Genomic DNA, 21,063 nt, shown 5'->3' with positions numbered 1-21,063 from the left:
CGGCCCAAATAGCGTAGGCGACTACCTGCTTCCGTTAGCTCATCTAACGTAGGGATCGGGTACCGCCGGAGCCCAACCGATCCGGGCGCCGGCGCACCAGCTCGACGAGCTCGGAACGACCGTTGACGCCGGCCCGCCGCGAGGCCCGCAGAAGGTGTCCCTCGACCGATCGCACCGACACCCGAAGCCGATGCGCGATCAGTTGATTCGACAAACCCTCGGCCGCGAGGGTGACGATCTCACGCTGGCGCGGCGTGAGTGGCAGCGGCATCTTCGCCGCGCGCAGGGCCGGTGTGTCGGCCCCCTGGCATTCGTTGCTGAAACGAATGGCGTCTGCGGACGCATTCAACGCCGCCCCGCGACGTCCGGCGGCCCGGTAGGCGACCGCAGCATGCGCGCAGGCGTCTGCTGCGGCCAACCGGTCACCGAACGCCGAATACTGCCGCGCCGCCAGCACCAACTCATCCCCGCATCCCTGCGCGAGGGCGTGGGCGTGGCCGGCCGCGGCGCGCACCCGCGGCCCCTGCACGCTGGTAGCCAGCTCTGTCAGCCGGGGAGCCGTGGTGCGATCGCCGAACTGGGTCGCCGTCTGTAACAGCAGGGTCTCGGTAGCGCCGCGCCCGAAGCGGCACTCCCGCCGTGCGGCGCCCCGCGCGATCGTGATCGCTTGCGAGGTAGCCCCCTCGGCTGCACAAACCCAGCTCTGGGCCAGGGCGCGCTCGGCGTCCCAGATGCGCGCATCGGGGTCGGCCCGATCCCACCAATGGTTGGCGTCGAGCGCCTTTCTGGCATCCGCCCCCATGCCCGCCATGGCGGTGGCGGTGGCCAACCACGACCGGATGAACAACTGCATCAACCAGCCGCCGCCGGTGTCACCCAGGTTGACCAGTGCTTCGCGGCATTGCCTGCAGGTGTCGGCCAGAGCACCCCTGCTCAGCGACGACATCCCGGCGAAGAAGGCGTTCCAGGCCTGCTGGTGCGGGACACGGGCCGCGTCGAGTTGGACGCGCGCGGCGGTGGCGTCCAGCGCATCAAGCGAACCGGCAAGCCAGTGGGCCCTGGTGTGCAACGCCGCCAGGGGAAACCGCGCATGCGCGACGACCGTCGACACCTCGGCGGTCCGATAGCCGACCTCGGCTATCGGAGCGATCTCGTCTACCCGTCCGAGGTCGCCCAGAGCCGTGATCGCGGTCCACGACGACAGGGTCCGGGCCATGTGGTCGGCGGCGGGATCCGTCACGACGGGAACGGCCGCTCTCACCGCGGAAGCGGCATGGCCACGCTCCAGCACGATGAGGGCACGAATCGCAGACTCGATCAGCGGTGTGCCGCGTAACGGGTTGGGCGGCCCGTCGGCCAACACGGCCTCGGCGGCGCCGAGCCTGCCCAACATCGCCGCAAGGTTGATCGCACGCAGCATCGCCGCGTGGGCGCGCTCCGGCCCCGGCAGAGCGATGCTGAGCTCCGCGAAGATCTCTTCGGCCTCGCCGGCACGCTGCTGCCACATGATGGCCATCGCATGCGGGATCATCGCTTCGGCGCAGTCGCCCCGTTCGAGGGCGTGCGCCGAGAGCGTCTCCGCCAGCCGCAACTCGTTCATCTGCATCGCCGCCGACGCGGCGTCGACCAGCAGTGGGGTGTCAGGCTCCAGATCCGACTCGACCGTCAACACCGCGCGACGCACCAGGTCCTGGGGGCTGGTGCCCGGCATGCGGGCCAGCTCACCAGCGATCCTGCCGCGCAGCCTCTTCAGCCGCAGCGACCCGGACCGCGAGACCTCGCCCAGCATCGGGTGGGCCAGCCGAGCCCTCGGAGGGCGGCCGGAAAAGTCGATCCGGACCAACCCGAGGGCTTCGGCGTCGGCGACCGCGTCGACATCGGACACGTTCCCCAACACGTCGAGCTCGAGGGGCTCATCGGCAGCCAACGCGTCGAGGACACCTCTGACGTGTTCCGGCACCTCGGCGACACGCTTTGTGAGCAGTTCGACGAGGGTCGGCGGGAGTTCCGGGTCACCCTCCCACACCCACATCCCTGCGCGGCGCACGATGCGGCCGGCGCTGAGCTCCCCGGCGACGAGATGGCGAAGGTAGAGCGCGTTCCCCTCGGTGAGCCGCCAGAGCCGACGCACGGTGAGGGACTCGACGGCGCCGGCAAGCACCTCCTCGAGAAGCTGGGCCGTGTCGGTCAGCGACAGTGGCTGGATCTCGAGCCGGGGCAGGTGGTCCTTCCACACCGTGGTGATGGCATCCGGCGCCGCCCCACCAGTCCGGATCGTGAGGACCACCGTGGCAAGCCGCCGGGTGACCATCTGGAGCACGGCGAAGGCCGAAAGGTCGTCCAGCAGGTGGGCGTCGTCGACGCAGACGGCGACCGGCCGGAGCCCGTCGCCAACCAGGGAGTCGATCGCCTCACCGACGCGGCGGAGCGGATCCGTCCGATATTCGGTGACGACGTTGGCGAACGCCCCCAACGGGACGCTTCGGGCCGACGCCGTGCCGCTGACCCACCACCGTCGTCCGCCGGCGTCCCGGAATCGCGTCGCGGCCTCGGCTGCCAGCCTGGTCTTGCCGACACCGGCGACACCCGCGAGCACAATCCCACGGCTGCCGCCAGCGCTGTCACGCAGGGCAGCGGCGATCACGTCCAGTTCTGCTGTGCGACCGATCAGAGGCCACTCGCCGCCGATCACAGGCCGATTTTATCGACCACGCCCAATTCTGTGGTGGTCCGATCCGGTTTGGTCGGGCGGAACGTTCCGGGCACCGTCTCGGAGCACCGTCACAGCGCCGTCATGTCTCCCCGATGACACGGTGGTCGCGTTCTGTGGAACAGTAGAAGTATGAAACACGGCGACGAGCTGAGTTTCGACGACGACGGCAGACCGGTGCTGATCACTCGGGCCGCACAGCCCTACGAGGAACAGCATCGCCAACGGGTACGCAAGTACCTGACCCTGATGTCGTTCCGGGTTCCGGCGCTGATCCTCGCCGCACTCGCCTACGGGGTCTGGCACAACGGCCTGATCTCCCTGGCGATCATCGTGGTGTCCATCCCGCTGCCGTGGATCGCGGTTCTGATCGCCAACGATCGTCCCCCCCGGCGCGCCGAGGAGCCTCGCCGCTACCGGTCGGCACGGCGAATCCCGTTGTTCCCGACCGCAGAGCGACCGGCGATCGAGGGCGCCCCGGGTGAGGCGCCGCAACAGGATGCCGACGGATTCGGCGGCGATGTTCCCCGCTGAGTGAGTTCTGGCCCTATTCTCAGCACATTCTCAGGTCGACCGCGAATAACCGCAGATCAGAACGTGTGAAACGGCGTGCGGCCGGGAACTCTTCGGGCGCATCGGGCGTTGTAGCCCATGAACGTCCCACCCGATCAGGAGGCCGCTATGGCAAATGCCACCACCAGCCGCGTTGACCAGGACCTCGACGCCCAGAGCCCAGCCGCCGACCTGGTGCGGGTGTATCTGAACGGCATCGGCAAGACCGCGCTGCTCAACGCGGCCGACGAGGTGGAACTGGCCAAGCGGATCGAGGCTGGCCTCTATGCACAGCACCTGCTGGACACCCGAAAGAGGTTGGGCGAGAACCGCAAACGTGACCTCGCCGCGGTGGTTCGGGACGGCGAGGCGGCCCGGCGTCATCTGCTGGAGGCCAACCTGCGCCTGGTGGTGTCGCTGGCCAAGCGCTACACCGGCCGCGGCATGCCGCTGCTGGACCTGATCCAGGAGGGCAACCTCGGGCTGATCCGGGCGATGGAGAAGTTCGACTACACCAAGGGTTTCAAGTTCTCCACCTACGCCACCTGGTGGATCCGCCAGGCGATCACCCGCGGCATGGCCGACCAGAGCCGCACCATCCGGCTGCCGGTCCACCTCGTCGAGCAGGTCAACAAGCTGGCCCGGATCAAGCGGGAGATGCATCAGAACCTCGGCCGGGAGGCCACCGATGACGAGCTGGCCGACGAGTCGGGCATCCCGGTGGAGAAGATCACCGATCTGCTCGAGCACAGCCGCGATCCGGTGAGCCTGGACATGCCGGTGGGCAGCGACGAGGAAGCCCCACTGGGCGACTTCATCGAGGACGCCGAGGCGATGTCTGCCGAGAACGCCGTGATCTCGGAGCTGCTGCACACCGACATCCGCTACGTGCTGGCGACGCTCGACGAGCGCGAGCAGCAGGTGATTCGCCTGCGTTTCGGTCTCGACGACGGCCAGCCGCGCACCCTCGACCAGATCGGCAAGCTGTTCGGGCTCTCCCGCGAACGCGTCCGCCAGATCGAACGAGAGGTGATGGTGAAGCTGCGCAACGGCGAACGTGCCGACCGTCTTCGGTCGTACGCCAGCTGAGGCACCCCCACGGAAGGCCCGCCGGATCGCCGGCGGGCCTTCTGCGCGTCGTACCGCCGTAAGCCGTGTCGCCCCAGGAAGGACCGCTGTTCAGGGGTGGGGCCGGTAGACTCTCGCCCAGACGAAGGGTGCCCTAATGAACGACCTGGTCGATACCACCGAGATGTATCTGCGGACGATTTACGACCTCGAGGAAGAGGGCGTGATTCCGCTGCGCGCGCGGATCGCAGAGCGTCTCGAGCAGAGTGGACCCACCGTCAGCCAGACCGTGTCACGGATGGAGCGCGACGGCCTGCTGCACGTCGCCGGTGACCGGCACCTCGAACTCACCGACAAGGGCCGCTCGCTGGCCGTCGCCGTGATGCGCAAGCACCGGCTCGCCGAGCGGCTGCTCGTCGATGTCATCGGGCTGCCCTGGGAGGAAGTGCACGCCGAGGCCTGCCGCTGGGAACATGTCATGAGCGAGGACGTGGAGCGCCGCCTGGTCCAGGTCCTCAACAACCCGACCACGTCCCCCTTCGGCAATCCGATTCCCGGCCTGTCCGAGCTCGGCGTCGGCGACGAGCTCGCCGACGGAACCGCCAACCTCATCCGGCTGACCGAGGTGCCGTCCGGAATGCCGGTCGCCGTGGTGGTCCGCCAGCTCACCGAGCACGTGCAGGGCGACGCCGAGCTGATCGCCCGGCTCAAGGACGCCGGCGTCGTGCCCAATGCCCGGGTGACCGTCCAAGCCAACGACCACGGCGGCGTGATGATCGTCATCCCCGGCCACGAACAGGTCGATCTGCCGCACGAGATGGCCCACGCCGTCAAGATCGAGAAGGTCTGACCCCCGGCTATCCCGCCCGGCGGCCGAACATTCGCGGCGGCGGGAGCCGCAGGCCGAGCCGCTCGGCCAGGCGATACCCGGTGTGGGCCAATTCCCGGATCTGCTCGGGCCGCATGCCCGACTGCAGCGCCCGGTCGAGCATGCCCGCCATGTTGTGCGCGGGATCGACGCGCAGCGCGGCATCAAGCGCGATTCCCGCCAGCGGGCCGTCTCCCCTGGCGTATGCCGAAAAGGCAAGCAGCACCAGCGCTTCTGCACGCCACGGCTGCGGCAGCCGCCGCGACAACTCGGCCCACAAACCCTCCGCCGCGGCCGCGAAGTCGCCCACGGCCAACGCATAGAGGGTGTCGCGCACCCGCGGGTCGGTCACCGACCGGGCCAGCCCGGCCAGTTGCCCGTCGCTGAGCGCGCTGCCGCCGTCGACCTGCCCGGCGCAGTCCAACGCCCGCTCGATGTCGGCGCGAACCTCGGCGTCCGGACGGTCCGGATCGAGGTCGCCGGCTTCGGTGAGCACTTTCGCGAGGATCTGCGCGTGGTCGGGGTCGACGAGGGCGACCACCTCGACCAGGTCGGCCCGGCGGGCATACAGCCGGCGCCCGTCCAGCACGGCGGCCACGGCGATCGGCGACGCGGTCGGATCCTCCACCAGACCCGAGTTTCCACATCCATCGGCGCAGTACCAGCGTCCACCGGCGGCGACGACATCGACCACATGTGCGGCCAGCAGCGTGACACCCGAGGTCTCGAGTTCGTCGGCCAGCAGATCGGCCGTCTCGCGGTGGTCCTCGGCGCACATGCGGCACACCGAGCCGTTCTCGTCGACGATGACGGCGACGGCGGCGTCGGCCCCCGACGCGGCGGCCAACTCGGCGAGGCGGGCCAGCTGTCCGGTCGACGCACTCTCCAGATCGATGCGCAAGACGGCCCCCATCTCCCCGTCGGCGGCGGTCACCAGTACCAGGGATCTCTCCGGTACGAAGCCGAGCACGGCGGGTAGCGCGGCGATCAGGGCGCCGGGTCGGTCCAGTGGGGTCTCGGGGCGAGGTGTGATAGCCATACGGCAAACCTCGCAACCGGCACCGACGGGTGGCGTCCGTCGATGCTCCCGCCCGGCCGATCTGTGGATGAAATCGCGGGTGGGGATGAAGCCACCGACGGCCCCCGCAGCGCCGGTGTTCACCAGCTGTTGACGCCGGCCGACATGCGAGATCGCGGCAACCGGCGTAGACCTTTTGCCATGGCTTCGATGCTGGAGTATGACCTTGTCGTCATCGGTTCAGGCCCGGGCGGGCAGAAGGCGGCGATCGCGGCGGCCAAGCTCGGCAAGACGGTCGCGGTCGTCGAGCGCGGCCGGATGCTCGGCGGCGTCTGCGTCAACACCGGCACCATCCCGTCGAAAACCCTGCGCGAGGCGGTCGTCTACCTGACCGGGATGAACCAGCGCGAGCTCTACGGCGCGAGCTACCGGGTCAAGGACAAGATCACCCCGGCCGACCTGCTGGCGCGCACCGCCCACGTGATCGGCAAGGAGGTCGACGTGGTGCGTTCGCAGCTGATGCGCAACCGCGTCGACCTGATCGAGGGCCACGGCCGGTTCGTCGATCCGCACACGGTGCTGGTGGAAGAGTCCCATCGGGGCGAACGGACGATGATCAGCGCGGAGTACGTCGTGATCGCCACCGGGACCAAACCCGCCCGCCCCGCGGGAGTGGAATTCGACGAGGAGCGGGTGCTGGACTCCGACGGCATCCTCGACCTCAAGTCGCTGCCGGCCTCGATGGTGGTGGTCGGCGCCGGGGTGATCGGCATCGAGTACGCGTCGATGTTCGCCGCGCTGGGCACCAAGGTCACGGTGGTCGAGAAGCGGGACAACATGCTCGAGTTCTGCGACCCGGAGATCATCGAGTCGCTGAAGTTCCACCTGCGCGACCTCGCGGTGACGTTCCGGTTCGGTGAGGAGGTCACCGCCGTCGACGTCGGAGCCGCCGGAACGGTGACCACGCTGGCCAGCGGCAAACAGATCCCCGCCGAGACCGTCATGTACTCGGCGGGACGGCAGGGCCAGACCGATCACCTCGATCTGGCCAATGCCGGGCTCGAGGCCGACCGGCGGGGCCGGGTGTTCGTCGACGACAACTTCTGCACCAAGGTCGACCACATCTACGCCGTCGGTGACGTCATCGGATTCCCGGCACTGGCCGCGACCTCGATGGACCAGGGCCGGCTGGCCGCCTACCACGCGTTCGGCGAGCCCTGTAAAGGCATGACCGAACTGCAGCCGATCGGCATCTACTCGATCCCCGAGGTGTCCTACGTCGGCGCCACCGAGGTCGAGCTGACCAAGGACGCGATCCCCTACGAGGTCGGTGTGGCCCGCTACCGCGAACTGGCCCGCGGCCAGATCGCCGGGGACTCCTACGGCATGCTCAAGCTGCTGGTGTCCACCGACGACATGAAGCTGCTCGGTGTGCACATCTTCGGCACCAACGCCACCGAGATGGTGCACATCGGACAGGCCGTCATGGGATGCGGGGGCACCATCGAGTATCTGGTCGACGCCGTCTTCAACTATCCGACGTTCTCCGAGGCCTACAAGGTGGCGGCGCTGGACGTGATGAACAAGCTGCGCGCGCTCAACCAGTTCCGCTCCTGACGCTCAGCCCCGGCAGCCGTCGTCGAACACGGTCGGAGCGTCGTCGCCCGGGCCACCCGATTCCGCGCGGGTCAGCAACGCCGCGATCGCCTCGTCGAAGGGCGGCGTGTAGGACACCTCATCCGCACAGCCCCCACCGTCGAGGCCACCGATCACCCCCGTCACGGTCGACCCGCTGATCCACGGAGCCCCGGAGAAGCCGTCGACGATCCCGTCGCAGTGCATCGCCGGAAAATCCTGCCGCCGCGGCGCCGCGACCACCCGGCACGACGCCGGATCTCCCCCGACTCCGGCGGCATAGCCCATCACAGTGATCTCGGATCCGGGCTGCGGCTGGGTCCCCAGCCGCAGCCCGCCACCGACGACCGACTCCACCCGGGCACCGTCATCGCGGCTGACCCTGGCGATCGCGTAGTCGGCCACCGGGTCCTGGTTCTGCGCCCATCGCGGATCCAGGTAGATCTCGTCGACCTGCCAGCGCTCCCCGTCCCCGTCGCCGCTCAGGCCGGGTACGAAGCCGAGTTCCTCACCCCCGGCCACGCAGTGCGCGGCGGTCAGGATCAGATCCCCGGTCTCCGAGTCCAGCACCGACGCGCTACAGAAGTGCACGTCGCCGCCACCGACGAACAGGGCCCCGATCCGGGGATCGGGCGCGACCCGATGCGCGGTCGGCGTCGCGGCCATCGCCACCTCGACCGGAGATCCGGCGGGGTGGTGGGTACACGCCGACAACCCCACCACCAGCAGAATCGGTATGCATCGGCGCATCCTCACCCACCGATCCTCCTCCACGACGGCCCCCGCGGGCAGCCGGGCGCCGTCGGGCCCGCGGAATGTCACATCGGCGTGTGCGCGTTCGAACAAATGGGTGACGCCGGCAGCGCCGGTGTGGCGTCACCCCGAACGTGCGAGACACTGGATGTTCGCGGTCGAGACCGACATCACTGTCGCGACGCACCGCGGCGAGGAGGCGAGACAGATGGCTGACAACACCGACGACCGCGGCCAGCAGTATCAACCCGAGCCGACCGGCATGTACGAGCTCGAGTTCCCCGCCCCGCAGTTGTCCTCACCCGACGGGCGCGGCCCGGTTCTGATCCACGCACTGGAGGGCTTCTCGGATGCCGGCCGGGCGATCCGGCTGGCCGCCCAGCACCTCAAGGACACCCTCGACACCGAGTTGGTGGCGTCGTTCGCCATCGACGAACTTCTCGACTACCGGTCGCGCCGGCCGTTGATGACGTTCAAGACCGACCACTTCACCGGCTACGACGAGCCGGAGCTGAACCTCTACGCGCTGCACGACACCGTGGGCACCCCGTTCCTGCTGCTCGCCGGCCTGGAGCCCGATCTGCGCTGGGAGCGCTTCATCTCGGCGGTTCGGCTGTTGGCCGAGCGACTCGGTGTGCGCCGGACCATCGGGCTGGGATCGATCCCGATGGCGGTGCCGCACACCCGGCCGATGACGCTGACCGCACACTCCAACGACAAGAGCCTGATCGCCGACCACCAGCCGTGGGTGAGCGAGGTGCAGGTCCCGGGGAGCGCGTCGAACCTGCTCGAGTTCCGGATGGCCCAGCACGGCCAGGAGGTCGTCGGCTTCACCGTCCACGTGCCCCACTACCTCGCCCAGACCGATTACCCTGCGGCGGCCGAGACGCTGCTCTCGGAGGTTGCCAGAAGCGGGTCGCTGCAGATTCCGACCGCTGAGCTGACCAAGGCGGCCGCCGAGGTGTTCGACAAGATCAACGAGCAGGTCGCCGCCAGCCCGGAGGTGGCTCAGGTGGTGGAGGCCCTGGAGCGCCAGTACGATGCGTTCGTTGCCGCTCAGGAGAACCGGTCTCTCCTGGCCCGTGACGAGGATTTGCCAAGCGGTGAGGAACTGGGCGCAGAATTCGAGCGATTCCTCGCTCAACAGGCCGGTGAGTACAAGAAGGACAAGGAGGATCCCGGAGACACCCCGTAGTTCCGTCCCCCGGATCCGCATCTGCCGAGTCCGTCCCGACGACGAAGTGGGCGACATGACCGTGACGACCGGGTTTGCGCGATGACCGAACGCAAGCCGAACCTGCGCTCGGTGCGCGAGTTGACCCCCACCCTGCAGTTCCGCACCATCCACGGCTACCGCCGCGCGTTCCGGATCGCCGGATCCGGCCCGGCGATCCTGCTCATCCACGGCATCGGCGACAACTCCACGACGTGGAGCACCGTGCAGGCGAAGCTGGCGCAGCGGTTCACGGTCATCGCGCCCGACCTGCTCGGCCACGGCAAGTCCGACAAGCCCCGGGCCGACTACTCGGTGGCTGCCTACGCCAACGGGATGCGTGACCTGCTCAGCGTGCTCGACATGGACAGGGTCACCGTGATCGGGCACTCGCTCGGCGGCGGGGTGGCCATGCAGTTCTCCTACCAGTTCCCCCAACTGGTCGAGCGGTTGATCCTGGTGGGGGCGGGCGGTGTCACCAAGGACGTGAACATCGCGCTGCGCATCGCCTCCCTTCCGCTCGGCAGCGAGGCGTTGGCGCTGTTACGCCTGCCGGGGGTGCTTCCCGCGCTGCAGGTGGTCGGCCGGGTCGGCGGGTCGTTGTTCGGATCGACCGGCGTAGGCCGCGACATCCCCGACGTCTTGCGGATCCTCGCCGATCTGCCCGAGCCGACGGCCTCCTCCGCCTTCGCCCGCACCCTGCGGGCGGTGGTCGATTGGCGCGGCCAGGTGGTGACCATGCTCGACCGCTGCTATCTGACCCAATCCGTTCCGGTGCAACTCATCTGGGGCAGCCGTGATTCGGTGATCCCGGTCAGCCACGCGGAGATGGCGCACGCGGCGATGCCGGGTTCGCAGCTCGAGGTCTTCGAGGGCTCGGGCCACTTCCCGTTCCACGACGATCCCGATCACTTCGTCGAAGTCGTCGAACGATTCATCGATTCGACCCAGCCGGCCACCTACGACCAGGACTACCTACGCAACCTGCTGCGCGCCGGGATCAGCGAGGGCACCATCAGCGGGCCGATGGACACCCGCGTCGCCGTTCTCGACGCGATGGGACAAGACGAACGCAGCGCTACCTGACTCTGGGCGCCACCCGAACACCGCGCGACCCAAAAGACGTAGCATCGGCCACATGGCCATCGATGTCACAGTGCTGCGGGTGTTCACCGATGCGGAGGGCCGCCACGGCAACCCACTTGGCGTCGTGGACGCGGCCGCCGTCGATCCCGGCGACCGGCAGCGAGTTGCGGCCCAATTGGGCTACAGCGAAACCATTTTCATCGCCGTACCCGAGGCGGGGACCCACACCGCACACCTGCACATCCACACACCGACCACCGAGCTCCCCTTCGCGGGGCACCCGACCGTGGGGGCGGCCTGGTGGCTGAAGAACACCGGCACACCGGTCAAGACCCTGCAGGTGCCCGCGGGCATCGTCCAGGTCGGCTACGACGGCGATCTGGCTGCGGTGAGCGCACGCGCCGAATGGGCGCCCGACTTCTCGATCTACGACCTCGCCTCGCTCGACGAGCTGGCGTCCGCGGACCCCGACGACTACGCCGACGAGGTCGAGCACTACCTGTGGACGTGGCTGGACCGCGACGCGGGCACCATCAGGTCACGCATGTTCGCCCCTCAGCTGGGAATCCGCGAAGACGAGGCCACCGGCGCCGCGGCAGTGCGCATGACCGAGTATCTGAGCCGGGATCTGACCATCGTGCAGGGCCAGGGATCGGTCATCCAGACGACGTGGAGCCCGGAGGGCTGGGTGCGGATCGCCGGCCGGGTCGCCGAGGACCCGTCACGCCGGATCGACTGAGCCGATTCAGCTCTGCGCGGGCACCTCGCGGTGGGCGCGCAAGGCCTGGATTTCCCGTTCGAAGTCCTCCGCCGAGCTGAACGACCGATACACCGAGGCGAAGCGCAGATAGGCGACCTCGTCGAGCTCGCGCAGCGGGCCGAGGATGGCCAGGCCGACCTCGTGGCTGGGCACCTCGGGTGACCCCGTCGCCCGGACGGCGTCCTCGACCTGCTGAGCCAGGAGATTCAGCGCGTCGTCGTCCACCCGGCGCCCCTGACAGGCGCGGCGCACGCCTTTGATGACCTTCTCCCGGCTGAACGGCTCCGTGACGCCGCTGCGCTTCACCACGGCCAGCACCGCGGTCTCCACTGTGGTGAACCGTCGCCCACATTCGGGGCAGGACCTGCGCCGGCGAATCGCCTGGCCTTCGTCGGTCTCCCGGGAGTCGACAACCCTCGAGTCCGGATGACGGCAGAACGGACAGTGCATCTCCGCTCCTTCGCCGCACCGACAGAATCCCTTCGAGCGTACCTGCGCGATCCGCGGGTGGCCCAGTGCCGGGCCGATTGGCGAGTATCTCACGGAGCCGTCCCCCAGAATGCTTGAACAGCAGGGCCTTTGACAGAAGCTCAGCGAACCGGTGGCCGCTCAGCGAACCGGCGCGATCAGCGACTGTCCCGCGTCGAGGACCGCCGACTCCAACTTGTTCAGTTCCCGGATCTGGTCGACCACATGTGTCACCGGCACACCGGGCGCCACCCGCTCTGCCACCTGCTGCAGCGACTCCCCTGCCTGGACCTGGACCACCGCCAGCCGACTGGGTGTCTCGACGTGTTCGCCGACCACGCCACCGGCCTGCGCCACCAGACCGAGCCACACCGTGATCACACCGGCGAGCAGCGCCAACAACACCGTGGTGCCCGGGGTGATCCGGCTGCGCCGGTGCGGCGCCCGCGACATCCGCACACCGGTGCCGCGATACCGGACGGCCGCACCCGCCGGCCTGCGTGACTTCGGCCGGCGGGACGCCGAGGCACGGTTGGGGCGAGCAGGCGGGATCTCACGCGGAAGCGCATGTCGGAACCCGGGGCCGGATCCCGCCCGGAACTCCTGATCGGAGTCCGGGCCGAACTCGCCCGAGGTCTCCCAGGTCTCACGCATGTGCATGATCGTCATCTGACTGCCCTTCCATTCGGGATGATTTTCGCTCCTGTGTTCGAATACTAGTCGATCATCTGTTCGATTGATAGAACACGTGATCGAACTGTTGCGAACGCTACGACACCCCACCGACAAGTTCGCGTGGCCTGCATTCCGCGATTGCACGCCACCCGCGGCGACACGCCACACGTCGAACACATGTTTGATTATGTCCGGGCAAAGGGTTACATTCGGGCCCATGAGCGACGAGAGCAGCGACAGCACGGACAGCGGAAGCGGGCGGCGGGATCGCGATTCGGGCCTGACCGAACGTCAGCGCACCATCCTCGAGGTCATCAGGGCGTCGGTCACCACCCGCGGGTATCCGCCGAGCATCAGGGAGATCGGCGACGCCGTGGGCCTGACATCGACGTCGTCGGTCGCCCATCAACTGCGCACGCTGGAACGCAAGGGCTACTTGCGCCGCGACCCCAACCGCCCCCGCGCGGTCGACGTCCGCGGGGTCGACGACGTCGCACAGTCGGTGGCCACCACCGAGATGGCCGGCACCGACGCCCTCCCGGAGCCGACCTTCGTGCCCGTGCTGGGCCGGATCGCGGCCGGCGGGCCCATCCTGGCCGAGGAGGCCGTGGAGGATGTGTTCCCGTTGCCGCGCGAACTGGTCGGCGAGGGGTCGCTGTTCCTGCTCAAGGTGGTGGGCGACTCGATGGTCGATGCGGCCATCTGCGACGGCGACTGGGTCGTCGTCCGCCAGCAGAACGTCGCAGACAACGGCGACATCGTGGCGGCGATGATCGACGGCGAAGCCACCGTGAAGACGTTCAAGCGGACCCGTGGCCAGGTCTGGCTGATGCCGCACAACCCGGCATACGATCCGATTCCCGGCAACGACGCCGCCGTGCTGGGCAAGGTCGTCACCGTCATCCGCAAGATCTGACGCGGGCGCCGCGGAAATCCGTCAGCTGCCCCGCACGAATCCCATCGTCAGCGCCATTTCCTCGCTGGCGAAGTAGATCTCGACGGGAGCGTCGCCGTAGTCCGCGCAGTCCGGTGTCCAGAACAGGCCGGACCTGGTGTCCGCCTTCACCGGGTAGTCCGCGGGGATCCGGTGGGGATCGTCGAACGGCATGTGCAGCGCGGTCCCGCCCGGGGTCGGCTGATCGATGTCGATGGCTGCGTGCCGGCCGGTGTCGGTCAACAGATCACGTTGTTGCGCAGGCGGTTCCGGTGACGCTTCCTCGACGAGCTCACCGGCCGGCTCGTCGATCTCCCCGTCCGGTTCCCCGACGGGTTCGCCGGACTCCTGGAGATAACCCTCGGACTCCTCGAGATCACCCTCGGACTCCTTGACATAACCCTCGAACTCCTCGGGGTGGTCGTCGGGTTCCTCGAGGTGGTCGTCCGACGGCGCCGGGCCGACAGCGATCTCGGCAAGCGTGGGAATCCGCGTCGGAGTGGTGTCGACGGTGTCGGGGTCCTCCTCCTCGACGTCCGACGGCGCCCCGGGCTCGTCGGATCCAGCGCCCCAGAAGTCCGCATGTCCGGGCCGGAACTCGTCTGCCGACGCCCCGGGGGCCGCAGCGGTCAGCGATCCGAGACCCTCACGCGCATAACGGTCGCCGAACAGCTCGTCCTCCCCGCCGTCGCCGCCCTCGGGGCGCTGCGGGGCCGGCGGAAAGCCGGGGGTCTCGTCGCCGTCATGGGCGAACGGATCCTCGCCCCCGCGCCCGCGGTTGCGCGCAACGGCGAACACCACGACCCCGATCAGCACCAGCACCGGCAGTATCGCCAGCAGCCACCACCAGTTCCACTGGAATCCGGTGCCCTCGTCGGCCTGCGGGGTCTCGGCGGGCGGCGCCTGCGGCGCCCCCTCGCCCGGCACCTCGAGCCCGGCCAGCTGGGAGGCGAGGCTGCCCGGCTCGGTGCTGAACTTGTTCGTCTTGGTGTTGTAGGAGATCGCACCACCGGCGAATTTCTGGGTGATGACGTCGCCGTCCCGGGACTCGTCGGAAGCCGGGGCGCCCAGGTCACCCGTCGCGCCGCCGAGCTTCTCCCACGCGGCGTTCATCGCTCCGCGCACGATCACCGCACCGTAGTCCGGCGTCCAGAAGATCACCGGCTGGTCCGCGGCGGCGAACTTGCTGACCCGGCTCGCCGGCGCCAGCCCGCCGTCCGCCTCGCTGGTCACCGGGAAGCCGAGGTCACCCTCGGGACCGCCCACGCTGTCGTACTTCTCCAGCACCTGCCCGGTGACCACATTGGCCCCGGTGTCGGGGCTGTAGAAGATCTTGCCGTTGACGAAGTCCTGCCCCATCCCGTCGTCGCCGATCGGATAGGGGTCGCCCTCGGCGGCCCCCAGCGGCCCGAGCGGGCCCCCCGCGGCCCGGCGGGCCGCGTTGATGGCCGCGACCGGGTCGTCGGCGATGGACAGGTCGGCCAGCTGATCGGCCAACTCGGGCGGCACCGTGGTGAAGGTCTTAGCGCGGCCGTCGTAGGTCACCTCACCGCCGCCGAACTTCTGGGACACCACGGCGCCGTCATAGGTCTCGTCCTCGACCGGGACCCCGAGCACGCCGGACGATCCACCCAGCTTGTCCCAGGCCTCGTTGATCGGCCCGCGGACCACCCGTGCACCGGTCGCCGGCGTCCAGAAGATCACCGGGCTGTCGGGTGCGCTGAAGGTGCTGTTGAGGCTGTCGGGAGCACGGCCCGGTCCCTCGTCGATGGTGGGAAAGCCCAGGTCACTGTCCGCAGGACCGCCCAGCGACTCGTACTTCTCCAGGATGGCGCCCTGCATGAAATGCGCACCGGTGGCAGGGGTGAAGAACATCTTGCCCGAGGCGAAGTTCTGCGCGAATCCGGCGCCCACCGGGTACACGTCACCCGAGCGGGTGCCCAGCGGACCGGTGTCACCACCGCTGGCCTGCCAGGCCGCTGTGATGGCGTCGTTGGCCTCGACCTCGGGCTGCGCGACGGCCGCGGGGGCCAGGAGCAGTGCCGTGGCGATCCCCAACAGCCCGATCGCCGCACGACCGAAACCCAGGCGCAGCCTGTGCTGCCGGCTCATTCATCCTCCCCGCGGTCGGCGAGTGTGTCCTTCTAGGTCCTTGCTGCAGGCACCCTGCAAATTCTGCGAAGTTACCCCGTGCGTTCACTCTGCGTCAGGGAACGTCGATAACCAAGTCACCCCGCCGATACCGGGGCAAGTTTGTGCAGACGGCGGCCCGTCACACCCCGAGGCTGCGGCCGATGATCTCCTTCATGATCTCGGTGGTGCCGCCGTAGATCGTCTGCACCCGGGCGTCGAGGTAGGCGCGCGCCACCGGATACTCGCGCATGTAGCCGTACCCGCCGTGCAGTTGCAGACAACGATCGATGAGGTGGACCTGCTTCTCCGTCGAGTACCACTTGGCCATCGCGGCCTGCTCGGCGGTCAGCTGGTCCGCCAGGTGCAGCTTGACGAACTCGTCGACCATCATCCGCACGACGGTGGCCTCGGTGGACAGCTCGGCCAGCAGGAACCGGCTGTTCTGCTGACTGCCGATGGGCTTGCCGAATGCTTTGCGCTCCTTGGCGTACTGCAGCGTCTCGGCCAGCACCGCCTCCATGGCCGCCGCCGCCATGATCGCGATGCTGATGCGTTCCTGCGGCAGGTTCTGCATCAGGTAGACGAAACCCTGCCCCTCCTCACCGAGCAGGTTGGCCGCGGGCACCCGGACGTCGGTGAACGAAAGCTCGGCGGTGTCCTGGGCGTCCAGGCCGATCTTGTCCAGCTTGCGACCCCGCTCGAAGCCGTCCATGCCGCGTTCGACCACCAGCAGAGAGAAGCCCAGCGCCCCCTTGTCCGGATCGGTCTGGGCCACGACGATCACCAGGTCGGAGTGGATTCCGTTGGTGATGAACGTCTTCGCGCCGTTGAGAAGGTAGTGATCGCCGTCCTTGACCGCGCGGGTCTTGATGCCCTGTAGATCACTACCGGTGCCCGGCTCGGTCATCGCGATCGCGGTGATCAGCTCGCCGGTGCAGAATTTGGGCAGCCAGCGCTGCTTCTGCTCCTCGTCGGCCAGCCGGACCAGGTAGGGCGCGGCGACGTCGTTGTGCAGGCTGAACCCCAGACCGCTGTAGCGGCCCGCGGTCACCTCCTCGGTGATGATGGTGTTGTAGCGGAAATCCGGGTTGCCACCGCCGCCGTACTCCTCCGGCACGGCCATGCCGAGGAAGCCCTGCTTACCGGCCTCCAGCCAGACCCCGCGGTCGACGAGCTTCTCCCGCTCCCACTCCTCGTGATGGGGTGCGACGTGACGGTCGAGGAAAGCGCGGAAGGACTCGCGGAACAGGTCGTGCTCCGGTTCGAACAGGGTGCGCTGGTAGGCGATGACGGCGGCGTCGGAGCCCATGGGTACGGCCCTCCAGGGTCGGTACGGACGATTTCCGCCAAGGTACCCCATTCAACCGGTCGGTTGGTCGACTGCGCCTCGGGTGGGCAATGCGCCCGCCCGCATAGACTCGTCGGGTGGCATCCGCCTCGAGCAGCCTCACGCACTGGGGCGCGTTCACCGCCACGGTCCGCGACGGCGACGTCGCCGCGGTCCGCCCACTGTCCGGCGACACCGATCCCTCCCCTGCCCTCGGGAACCTGCCCGGGTCGGTGCGGCACCCGTCCCGGGTCACCACCCCGGCGGTGCGCCGCGGCTGGCTCGAGCACGGCCCCGGGCCGGACGCCCGCCGCGGCGCCGACGGCTTCGTCGCGGTGTCGTGGGACGAGCTCACCGAGCTGCTGGCCGGCGAGCTGCGCCGGGTGGTCGACACCCACGGCAACGAGGCAATCTACGGCGGCTCCTACGGATGGGCCAGCGCGGGTCGCTTCCATCACGCACAGAGCCAGCTACACCGGTTCCTCAACGGACTCGGCGGCTACACGTTCTCGCGGCACTCCTACAGCCTGGGCGCCACCGGGGTCATCATGCCGCGGGTGGTCGGTACCCATGACGACCTGTTCAAGCGGTCCACGCAGTGGGACGTCATCGTCGAGAACACCGACCTGTTGGTGTGTTTCGGCGGGCTGGCACCCAAGAACACCGCGGTGAACCACGGCGGCACCACCGCGCACCCGGCCCGCGACGCGCTCAACCGGTTTCGTGACCGCGGTGGCCGGATCGTGTCGCTGTCCCCGCTGCGCGACGACGTCGCCGGGCCCTGCGACTGGTTCGCGCCGGTGCCGGGCACCGACGTGGCGACCATGCTGGCACTGGCCCACGTGCTGGCCACCGAGTCGCTGGTCGACCGCGACTTCCTGGCCACGTACTGCACCGGCTACCAGCGCTTCGAGCGCTATCTGCTCGGCGCGACCGACGGCGTGCCCAAGTCACCGCGGTGGGCCGCCCCGATCTGCGGGCTGGCCGCCGATGACCTGAGCGCGCTGGCGCGGCGGATGGCGGCCGGCCGCACGATCGTCACCGTCAGCTGGTCGCTGCAGCGCACCCGGCACGGCGAGCAGGCGCCGTGGATGGGGCTGACGCTGGCCGCGATGCTCGGCCAGATCGGTCTTCCCGGTGGCGGATTCGGCCACGGCTACGGGTCGATGAACGAACCGGGCCTCGCCCCGCTGCGGTGCGGCCTGCCGCGCCTGCCGCAGGGCGTCAACCCGGTTTCCTCGTTCATCCCGGTCGCCGCGGTCAGCGACATGCTGCTGCAGCCGGGCGAGCCGTTCGACTACAACGGCTCCCGGCTGCGCTACCCCGACATCCGGCTGGTCCACTGGGCCGGCGGCAACCCGTTTCACCACCACCAGAACATCCCGCGGCTGCGGCGGGCGTTGAGCCGGCCGGACACGGTCGTGGTGCACGACCCGTACTGGACCGCGATGGCCAAGCACGCCGACATCGTCGTCCCGTCGACCACATCGCTGGAGCGCGAAGACTTCTCGGGCTCGCGTAACGATCCGCTGTTGATGGCGATGCCGCAGCTGACCCGACCCTACGCGCAGGCCCGCGACGACTACGAGACGTTCACCGCGCTGGCGACCCGGCTGGGGTTCGGAGACCGGTTCACCGAGGGCCGCTCGGCCGCGCAATGGTTGCGCCACCTCTATCAGACGTGGGCGCAGACGCTGGATTTCGGCGTTCCGTCCTTCGACGACTTCTGGCGGGCCGGCCGGTTGCGACTGCCCACCGAGGAGGGCCTGACGCTGCTGGCCGATTTCCGCGCCGACCCGCAACGGCACCGACTGGCCACACCGTCGGGTCTCATCGAGATCTTCTCCCGCGACATCGACGGTTTCGGCTACGACGACTGCGCCGGACACCCGAAGTGGTTCGAGCCGACCGAATGGCTCGGCGGTCCGCGTGCGACGCGGTATCCGCTGCACCTGTTGGCCAACCAGCCCGCCAGCCGGTTGCACAGCCAGCTCGACGGTGGACCAGCCAGTCAGCGCTCGAAGGTGGCCGGACGAGAACCCATCCGGATGAATCCGGCCGACGCCGCCGCGCGCGGGCTGACGCCCGGCGATGTGGTCCGGGTGTTCAACGACCGCGGCGCCTGCCTGGCCGGCGTGGTGCTGGACGCGGGCGTGCGTGAGCGGGTGGTCCAGCTCTCGACCGGGGCGTGGTTCGACCCCGCAGACCCCGCCGATCCGGACTCGATGTGTGTGCACGGCAACCCGAACGTGCTCACCGACGACGTCGGCACCTCCGCGCTGGCGCACGGCTGCACCGGCGCGCACGTGCTGGTCGAGGTCTGCAAGCACGCCGGCGAACCGCCGCCGGTGCGCGCCCATCAACCGCCCGTGATCGCCCCACGCTGAGCGCCCCGACGCGGCCTGCGCCGGCGCGGCGCGCGACTGCTGCGCGGCGATCCGCCGTGACGCTGCCCGCCGCTACTGCGATCCTGTTGCGGACCGGGGCTTTTCGCCGCAGGCGCGGTCTTGGGCTCGGGCGCGCGCAGCGGTGCGATCTCACCGACGAGCGCGTGCACTTCGGCCGAGTCAGCGTGGACGTCGCTCGGGCGCACGGTGATTCCGGCGCGGCGCAGCAGCTGCTGGGTGTCGCGGCGCTGTTCGGGCAGCACGACGGTCACCACGTCGCCGTCGCTACCGGCCCGCGCGGTGCGACCGGAGCGGTGCAGGTACGCCTTGTGCTCCATCGGCGGGTCCACGTGCACCACCAGCTCGACATCGTCGACGTGCACGCCGCGGGCGGCGATGTCGGTGGCCACCAGGACCTTCGCCACACCGCTGCTGAACGCGGCCAGGTTCCGGTCACGGGCCGGCTGGGAGAGGTTGCCGTGCAGGTCCACCGAGGGCACGCCGGCCTCGGTCAGCTGCCTGGCCAGCTTGCGCGCCTGATGCTTGGTGCGCATGAACAGGATTCGCCGGCCGGTGCCCGATGCCAGCCGGTGCACCAGGTCCTTCTTCTCCTCGACCCCCCCGACGTGGAACACGTGATGGGTCATCTGTGTCGGCGCGGCCGCGATTTCGTCGACCGAATGCAGGACCGGGTCGCTCAGGAAGCGCCGGACCAGCTTGTCGACGCCGTTGTCCAGCGTCGCGGAGAACAGCAGCCGCTGGCCCCCGGTCGGGGTGGCCGCCATGATCCTGGTCACCCCGGGCAGGAAGCCGAGGTCGGCCATGTGGTCGGCCTCGTCGAGCACCGTTACGGCGACCCCGTCGAGGCTGATCAGCTTCTGGCGCATCAGGTCCTCGAGCCGTCCGGGGCAGGCGACCACGATGTCGACGCCGGCACGCAGCGCAGTGACCTGGCGGTGCTGCGAGACGCCGCCGTAGATCGTCGTGACCCGCAGCCCGCACGCCGTCGCCAACGGCTCCAGCGTGGCGGTGATCTGGGTGGCCAGCTCGCGGGTGGGAGCCAGCACCAGGCCCGAGGGACGCCCCGGCTGCCTGCGCCGGCCGGCCAGCGCCGCGGCCAACGGGAGGGAGAAGGCCAGCGTCTTTCCGCTGCCGGTCTTGCCGCGGCCGAGTACGTCGCGGCCGGCCAGCGCATCGGGCAGGGTGGCCACCTGAATCGGGAACGGATCGGTGATACCGCCCGCGGTCAGCGCCTGCACCAGTGCTGCGGGCACGCCGAGGTCGGCGAAGGAGGGGGTGGACATGTCGGGTCTTCCTGTCGTTGCGGCAAGAGTCGGGCGGCGTGTGCCCCCAGCCGCGACGGGATCGTCAGAGCGGACGTGTGCACACAGTGGCGATGTCGCCGTGGTGGTTGGTTGTCGGCGCTGTCCTGGGCGGCTCGTTCCTTACCGATCGCCTGCGGCCGACGTCGCGGGC

The 21,063-nt window shown here is 69.2% G+C and carries 17 protein-coding genes; 9 read left to right on the top strand and 8 right to left on the bottom strand.

The features are described from left to right. Positions 1–43: 43 nt before the first annotated feature. A complete protein-coding gene (locus tag JDV09_RS11690; protein WP_221369292.1) occupies positions 44–2,692 on the bottom strand; it encodes a LuxR C-terminal-related transcriptional regulator in 2,649 nt (882 codons plus the stop codon). A 150-nt stretch (positions 2,693–2,842) separates the two neighbouring features. On the opposite strand from JDV09_RS11690, the gene JDV09_RS11685 reads away from it, so the two are divergent. From JDV09_RS11685 to JDV09_RS11675, 3 genes are all read left to right on the top strand, one after another. After that, positions 2,843–3,244 carry a DUF3099 domain-containing protein gene (locus tag JDV09_RS11685; protein ID WP_221369291.1) on the top strand — a complete coding sequence of 134 codons (402 nt, stop codon included), beginning with the start codon at positions 2,843–2,845 and terminating at the stop codon, positions 3,242–3,244. A gap of 147 nt (positions 3,245–3,391) precedes the next feature. Continuing rightward, the gene (gene sigB / locus JDV09_RS11680) at positions 3,392–4,351 is read left to right on the top strand and encodes a sigma-70 family RNA polymerase sigma factor SigB (protein WP_221369290.1); all 960 of its coding nucleotides are present in this window, start codon (positions 3,392–3,394) and stop codon (positions 4,349–4,351) included. 136 nt (positions 4,352–4,487) lie between these two features. Continuing rightward, on the top strand, positions 4,488–5,180 hold the full coding sequence (locus JDV09_RS11675; protein ID WP_221369289.1) for an iron-dependent transcriptional repressor DtxR: 693 nt from the start codon (positions 4,488–4,490) through the stop codon (positions 5,178–5,180). A 7-nt stretch (positions 5,181–5,187) separates the two neighbouring features. Here the strand turns inward: JDV09_RS11675 and JDV09_RS11670 are convergent, their stop codons facing one another. Next, positions 5,188–6,237, bottom strand: a complete 1,050-nt coding sequence (locus tag JDV09_RS11670) for a DUF4192 domain-containing protein (protein ID WP_221369288.1) — start codon at positions 6,235–6,237, stop codon at positions 5,188–5,190. A 189-nt stretch (positions 6,238–6,426) separates the two neighbouring features. Here JDV09_RS11670 and sthA point away from each other — a divergent pair, with 189 nt between their 5' ends. Beyond that, entirely contained in the window at positions 6,427–7,833 is a 1,407-nt protein-coding gene (gene sthA / locus JDV09_RS11665) for a Si-specific NAD(P)(+) transhydrogenase (protein ID WP_221369374.1), read from the top strand. A 3-nt stretch (positions 7,834–7,836) separates the two neighbouring features. Here the strand turns inward: sthA and JDV09_RS11660 are convergent, their stop codons facing one another. Continuing rightward, the gene (locus tag JDV09_RS11660; RefSeq protein WP_221369373.1) at positions 7,837–8,601 is read right to left on the bottom strand and encodes a trypsin-like serine peptidase; all 765 of its coding nucleotides are present in this window, start codon (positions 8,599–8,601) and stop codon (positions 7,837–7,839) included. A 211-nt stretch (positions 8,602–8,812) separates the two neighbouring features. Between JDV09_RS11660 and JDV09_RS11655 the strand changes: the two genes are divergently transcribed. The 3 genes from JDV09_RS11655 (at position 8,813) to JDV09_RS11645 (ending at position 11,642) form a co-directional block, all read left to right on the top strand. Next, positions 8,813–9,799, top strand: coding sequence for a proteasome assembly chaperone family protein (locus JDV09_RS11655; RefSeq protein WP_221369287.1), 987 nt, complete (start codon positions 8,813–8,815; stop codon positions 9,797–9,799). Between the two features lie 81 nt (positions 9,800–9,880). Continuing rightward, the gene (locus JDV09_RS11650) at positions 9,881–10,903 is read left to right on the top strand and encodes an alpha/beta fold hydrolase (protein WP_221369286.1); all 1,023 of its coding nucleotides are present in this window, start codon (positions 9,881–9,883) and stop codon (positions 10,901–10,903) included. A gap of 52 nt (positions 10,904–10,955) precedes the next feature. Further along, a complete protein-coding gene (locus tag JDV09_RS11645) occupies positions 10,956–11,642 on the top strand; it encodes a PhzF family protein (protein WP_221369285.1) in 687 nt (228 codons plus the stop codon). A gap of 6 nt (positions 11,643–11,648) precedes the next feature. Here the strand turns inward: JDV09_RS11645 and nrdR are convergent, their stop codons facing one another. Together nrdR and JDV09_RS11635 are read right to left on the bottom strand one after the other, a co-directional pair. Further along, the gene (gene nrdR / locus JDV09_RS11640) at positions 11,649–12,113 is read right to left on the bottom strand and encodes a transcriptional regulator NrdR (RefSeq protein WP_221369284.1); all 465 of its coding nucleotides are present in this window, start codon (positions 12,111–12,113) and stop codon (positions 11,649–11,651) included. Positions 12,114–12,272: 159 nt separating this feature from the next. Beyond that, positions 12,273–12,800, bottom strand: coding sequence for a LysM peptidoglycan-binding domain-containing protein (locus JDV09_RS11635; protein ID WP_255605208.1), 528 nt, complete (start codon positions 12,798–12,800; stop codon positions 12,273–12,275). A gap of 223 nt (positions 12,801–13,023) precedes the next feature. Here JDV09_RS11635 and lexA point away from each other — a divergent pair, with 223 nt between their 5' ends. Continuing rightward, positions 13,024–13,722 carry a transcriptional repressor LexA gene (gene lexA / locus JDV09_RS11630; protein WP_221369282.1) on the top strand — a complete coding sequence of 233 codons (699 nt, stop codon included), beginning with the start codon at positions 13,024–13,026 and terminating at the stop codon, positions 13,720–13,722. A gap of 21 nt (positions 13,723–13,743) precedes the next feature. Here the strand turns inward: lexA and JDV09_RS11625 are convergent, their stop codons facing one another. After that, on the bottom strand, positions 13,744–15,852 hold the full coding sequence (locus tag JDV09_RS11625; protein ID WP_221369281.1) for a sunset domain-containing protein: 2,109 nt from the start codon (positions 15,850–15,852) through the stop codon (positions 13,744–13,746). A 160-nt stretch (positions 15,853–16,012) separates the two neighbouring features. After that, on the bottom strand, positions 16,013–17,182 hold the full coding sequence (locus tag JDV09_RS11620; protein ID WP_221369280.1) for an acyl-CoA dehydrogenase family protein: 1,170 nt from the start codon (positions 17,180–17,182) through the stop codon (positions 16,013–16,015). Positions 17,183–17,298: 116 nt separating this feature from the next. Between JDV09_RS11620 and JDV09_RS11615 the strand changes: the two genes are divergently transcribed. Then, complete coding sequence (locus tag JDV09_RS11615; protein WP_221369279.1) at positions 17,299–19,587, top strand: molybdopterin-dependent oxidoreductase; 2,289 nt, start codon at positions 17,299–17,301, stop codon at positions 19,585–19,587. Here the strand turns inward: JDV09_RS11615 and JDV09_RS11610 are convergent. Next, a complete protein-coding gene (locus JDV09_RS11610; protein ID WP_221369278.1) occupies positions 19,560–20,891 on the bottom strand; it encodes a DEAD/DEAH box helicase in 1,332 nt (443 codons plus the stop codon). The genes JDV09_RS11615 and JDV09_RS11610 overlap by 28 nt on opposite strands. Positions 20,892–21,063: the final 172 nt, after the last annotated feature.

This window comes from Mycolicibacterium xanthum, assembly GCF_019710635.1.
GTDB lineage: Bacteria > Actinomycetota > Actinomycetes > Mycobacteriales > Mycobacteriaceae > Mycobacterium > Mycobacterium xanthum.
This window is presented reverse-complemented; position numbering and strand designations above follow the sequence as displayed.

Coding starts and splice junctions, on each gene's coding strand:
- JDV09_RS11625 (WP_221369281.1), bottom strand. CDS start 15,852: ATGAGCCGGCAGCACAGGCTGCGCCTGGGTTTCGGTCGTGCGGCGATC.
- JDV09_RS11650 (WP_221369286.1), top strand. CDS start 9,881: ATGACCGAACGCAAGCCGAACCTGCGCTCGGTGCGCGAGTTGACCCCC.
- JDV09_RS11610 (WP_221369278.1), bottom strand. CDS start 20,891: ATGTCCACCCCCTCCTTCGCCGACCTCGGCGTGCCCGCAGCACTGGTG.
- JDV09_RS11660 (WP_221369373.1), bottom strand. CDS start 8,601: ATGCGCCGATGCATACCGATTCTGCTGGTGGTGGGGTTGTCGGCGTGT.
- nrdR (WP_221369284.1), bottom strand. CDS start 12,113: ATGCACTGTCCGTTCTGCCGTCATCCGGACTCGAGGGTTGTCGACTCC.
- JDV09_RS11620 (WP_221369280.1), bottom strand. CDS start 17,182: ATGGGCTCCGACGCCGCCGTCATCGCCTACCAGCGCACCCTGTTCGAA.
- JDV09_RS11635 (WP_255605208.1), bottom strand. CDS start 12,800: ATGACGATCATGCACATGCGTGAGACCTGGGAGACCTCGGGCGAGTTC.
- sthA (WP_221369374.1), top strand. CDS start 6,427: ATGCTGGAGTATGACCTTGTCGTCATCGGTTCAGGCCCGGGCGGGCAG.
- JDV09_RS11655 (WP_221369287.1), top strand. CDS start 8,813: ATGGCTGACAACACCGACGACCGCGGCCAGCAGTATCAACCCGAGCCG.
- JDV09_RS11645 (WP_221369285.1), top strand. CDS start 10,956: ATGGCCATCGATGTCACAGTGCTGCGGGTGTTCACCGATGCGGAGGGC.
- JDV09_RS11670 (WP_221369288.1), bottom strand. CDS start 6,237: ATGGCTATCACACCTCGCCCCGAGACCCCACTGGACCGACCCGGCGCC.
- lexA (WP_221369282.1), top strand. CDS start 13,024: ATGAGCGACGAGAGCAGCGACAGCACGGACAGCGGAAGCGGGCGGCGG.
- JDV09_RS11675 (WP_221369289.1), top strand. CDS start 4,488: ATGAACGACCTGGTCGATACCACCGAGATGTATCTGCGGACGATTTAC.
- JDV09_RS11685 (WP_221369291.1), top strand. CDS start 2,843: ATGAAACACGGCGACGAGCTGAGTTTCGACGACGACGGCAGACCGGTG.
- sigB (WP_221369290.1), top strand. CDS start 3,392: ATGGCAAATGCCACCACCAGCCGCGTTGACCAGGACCTCGACGCCCAG.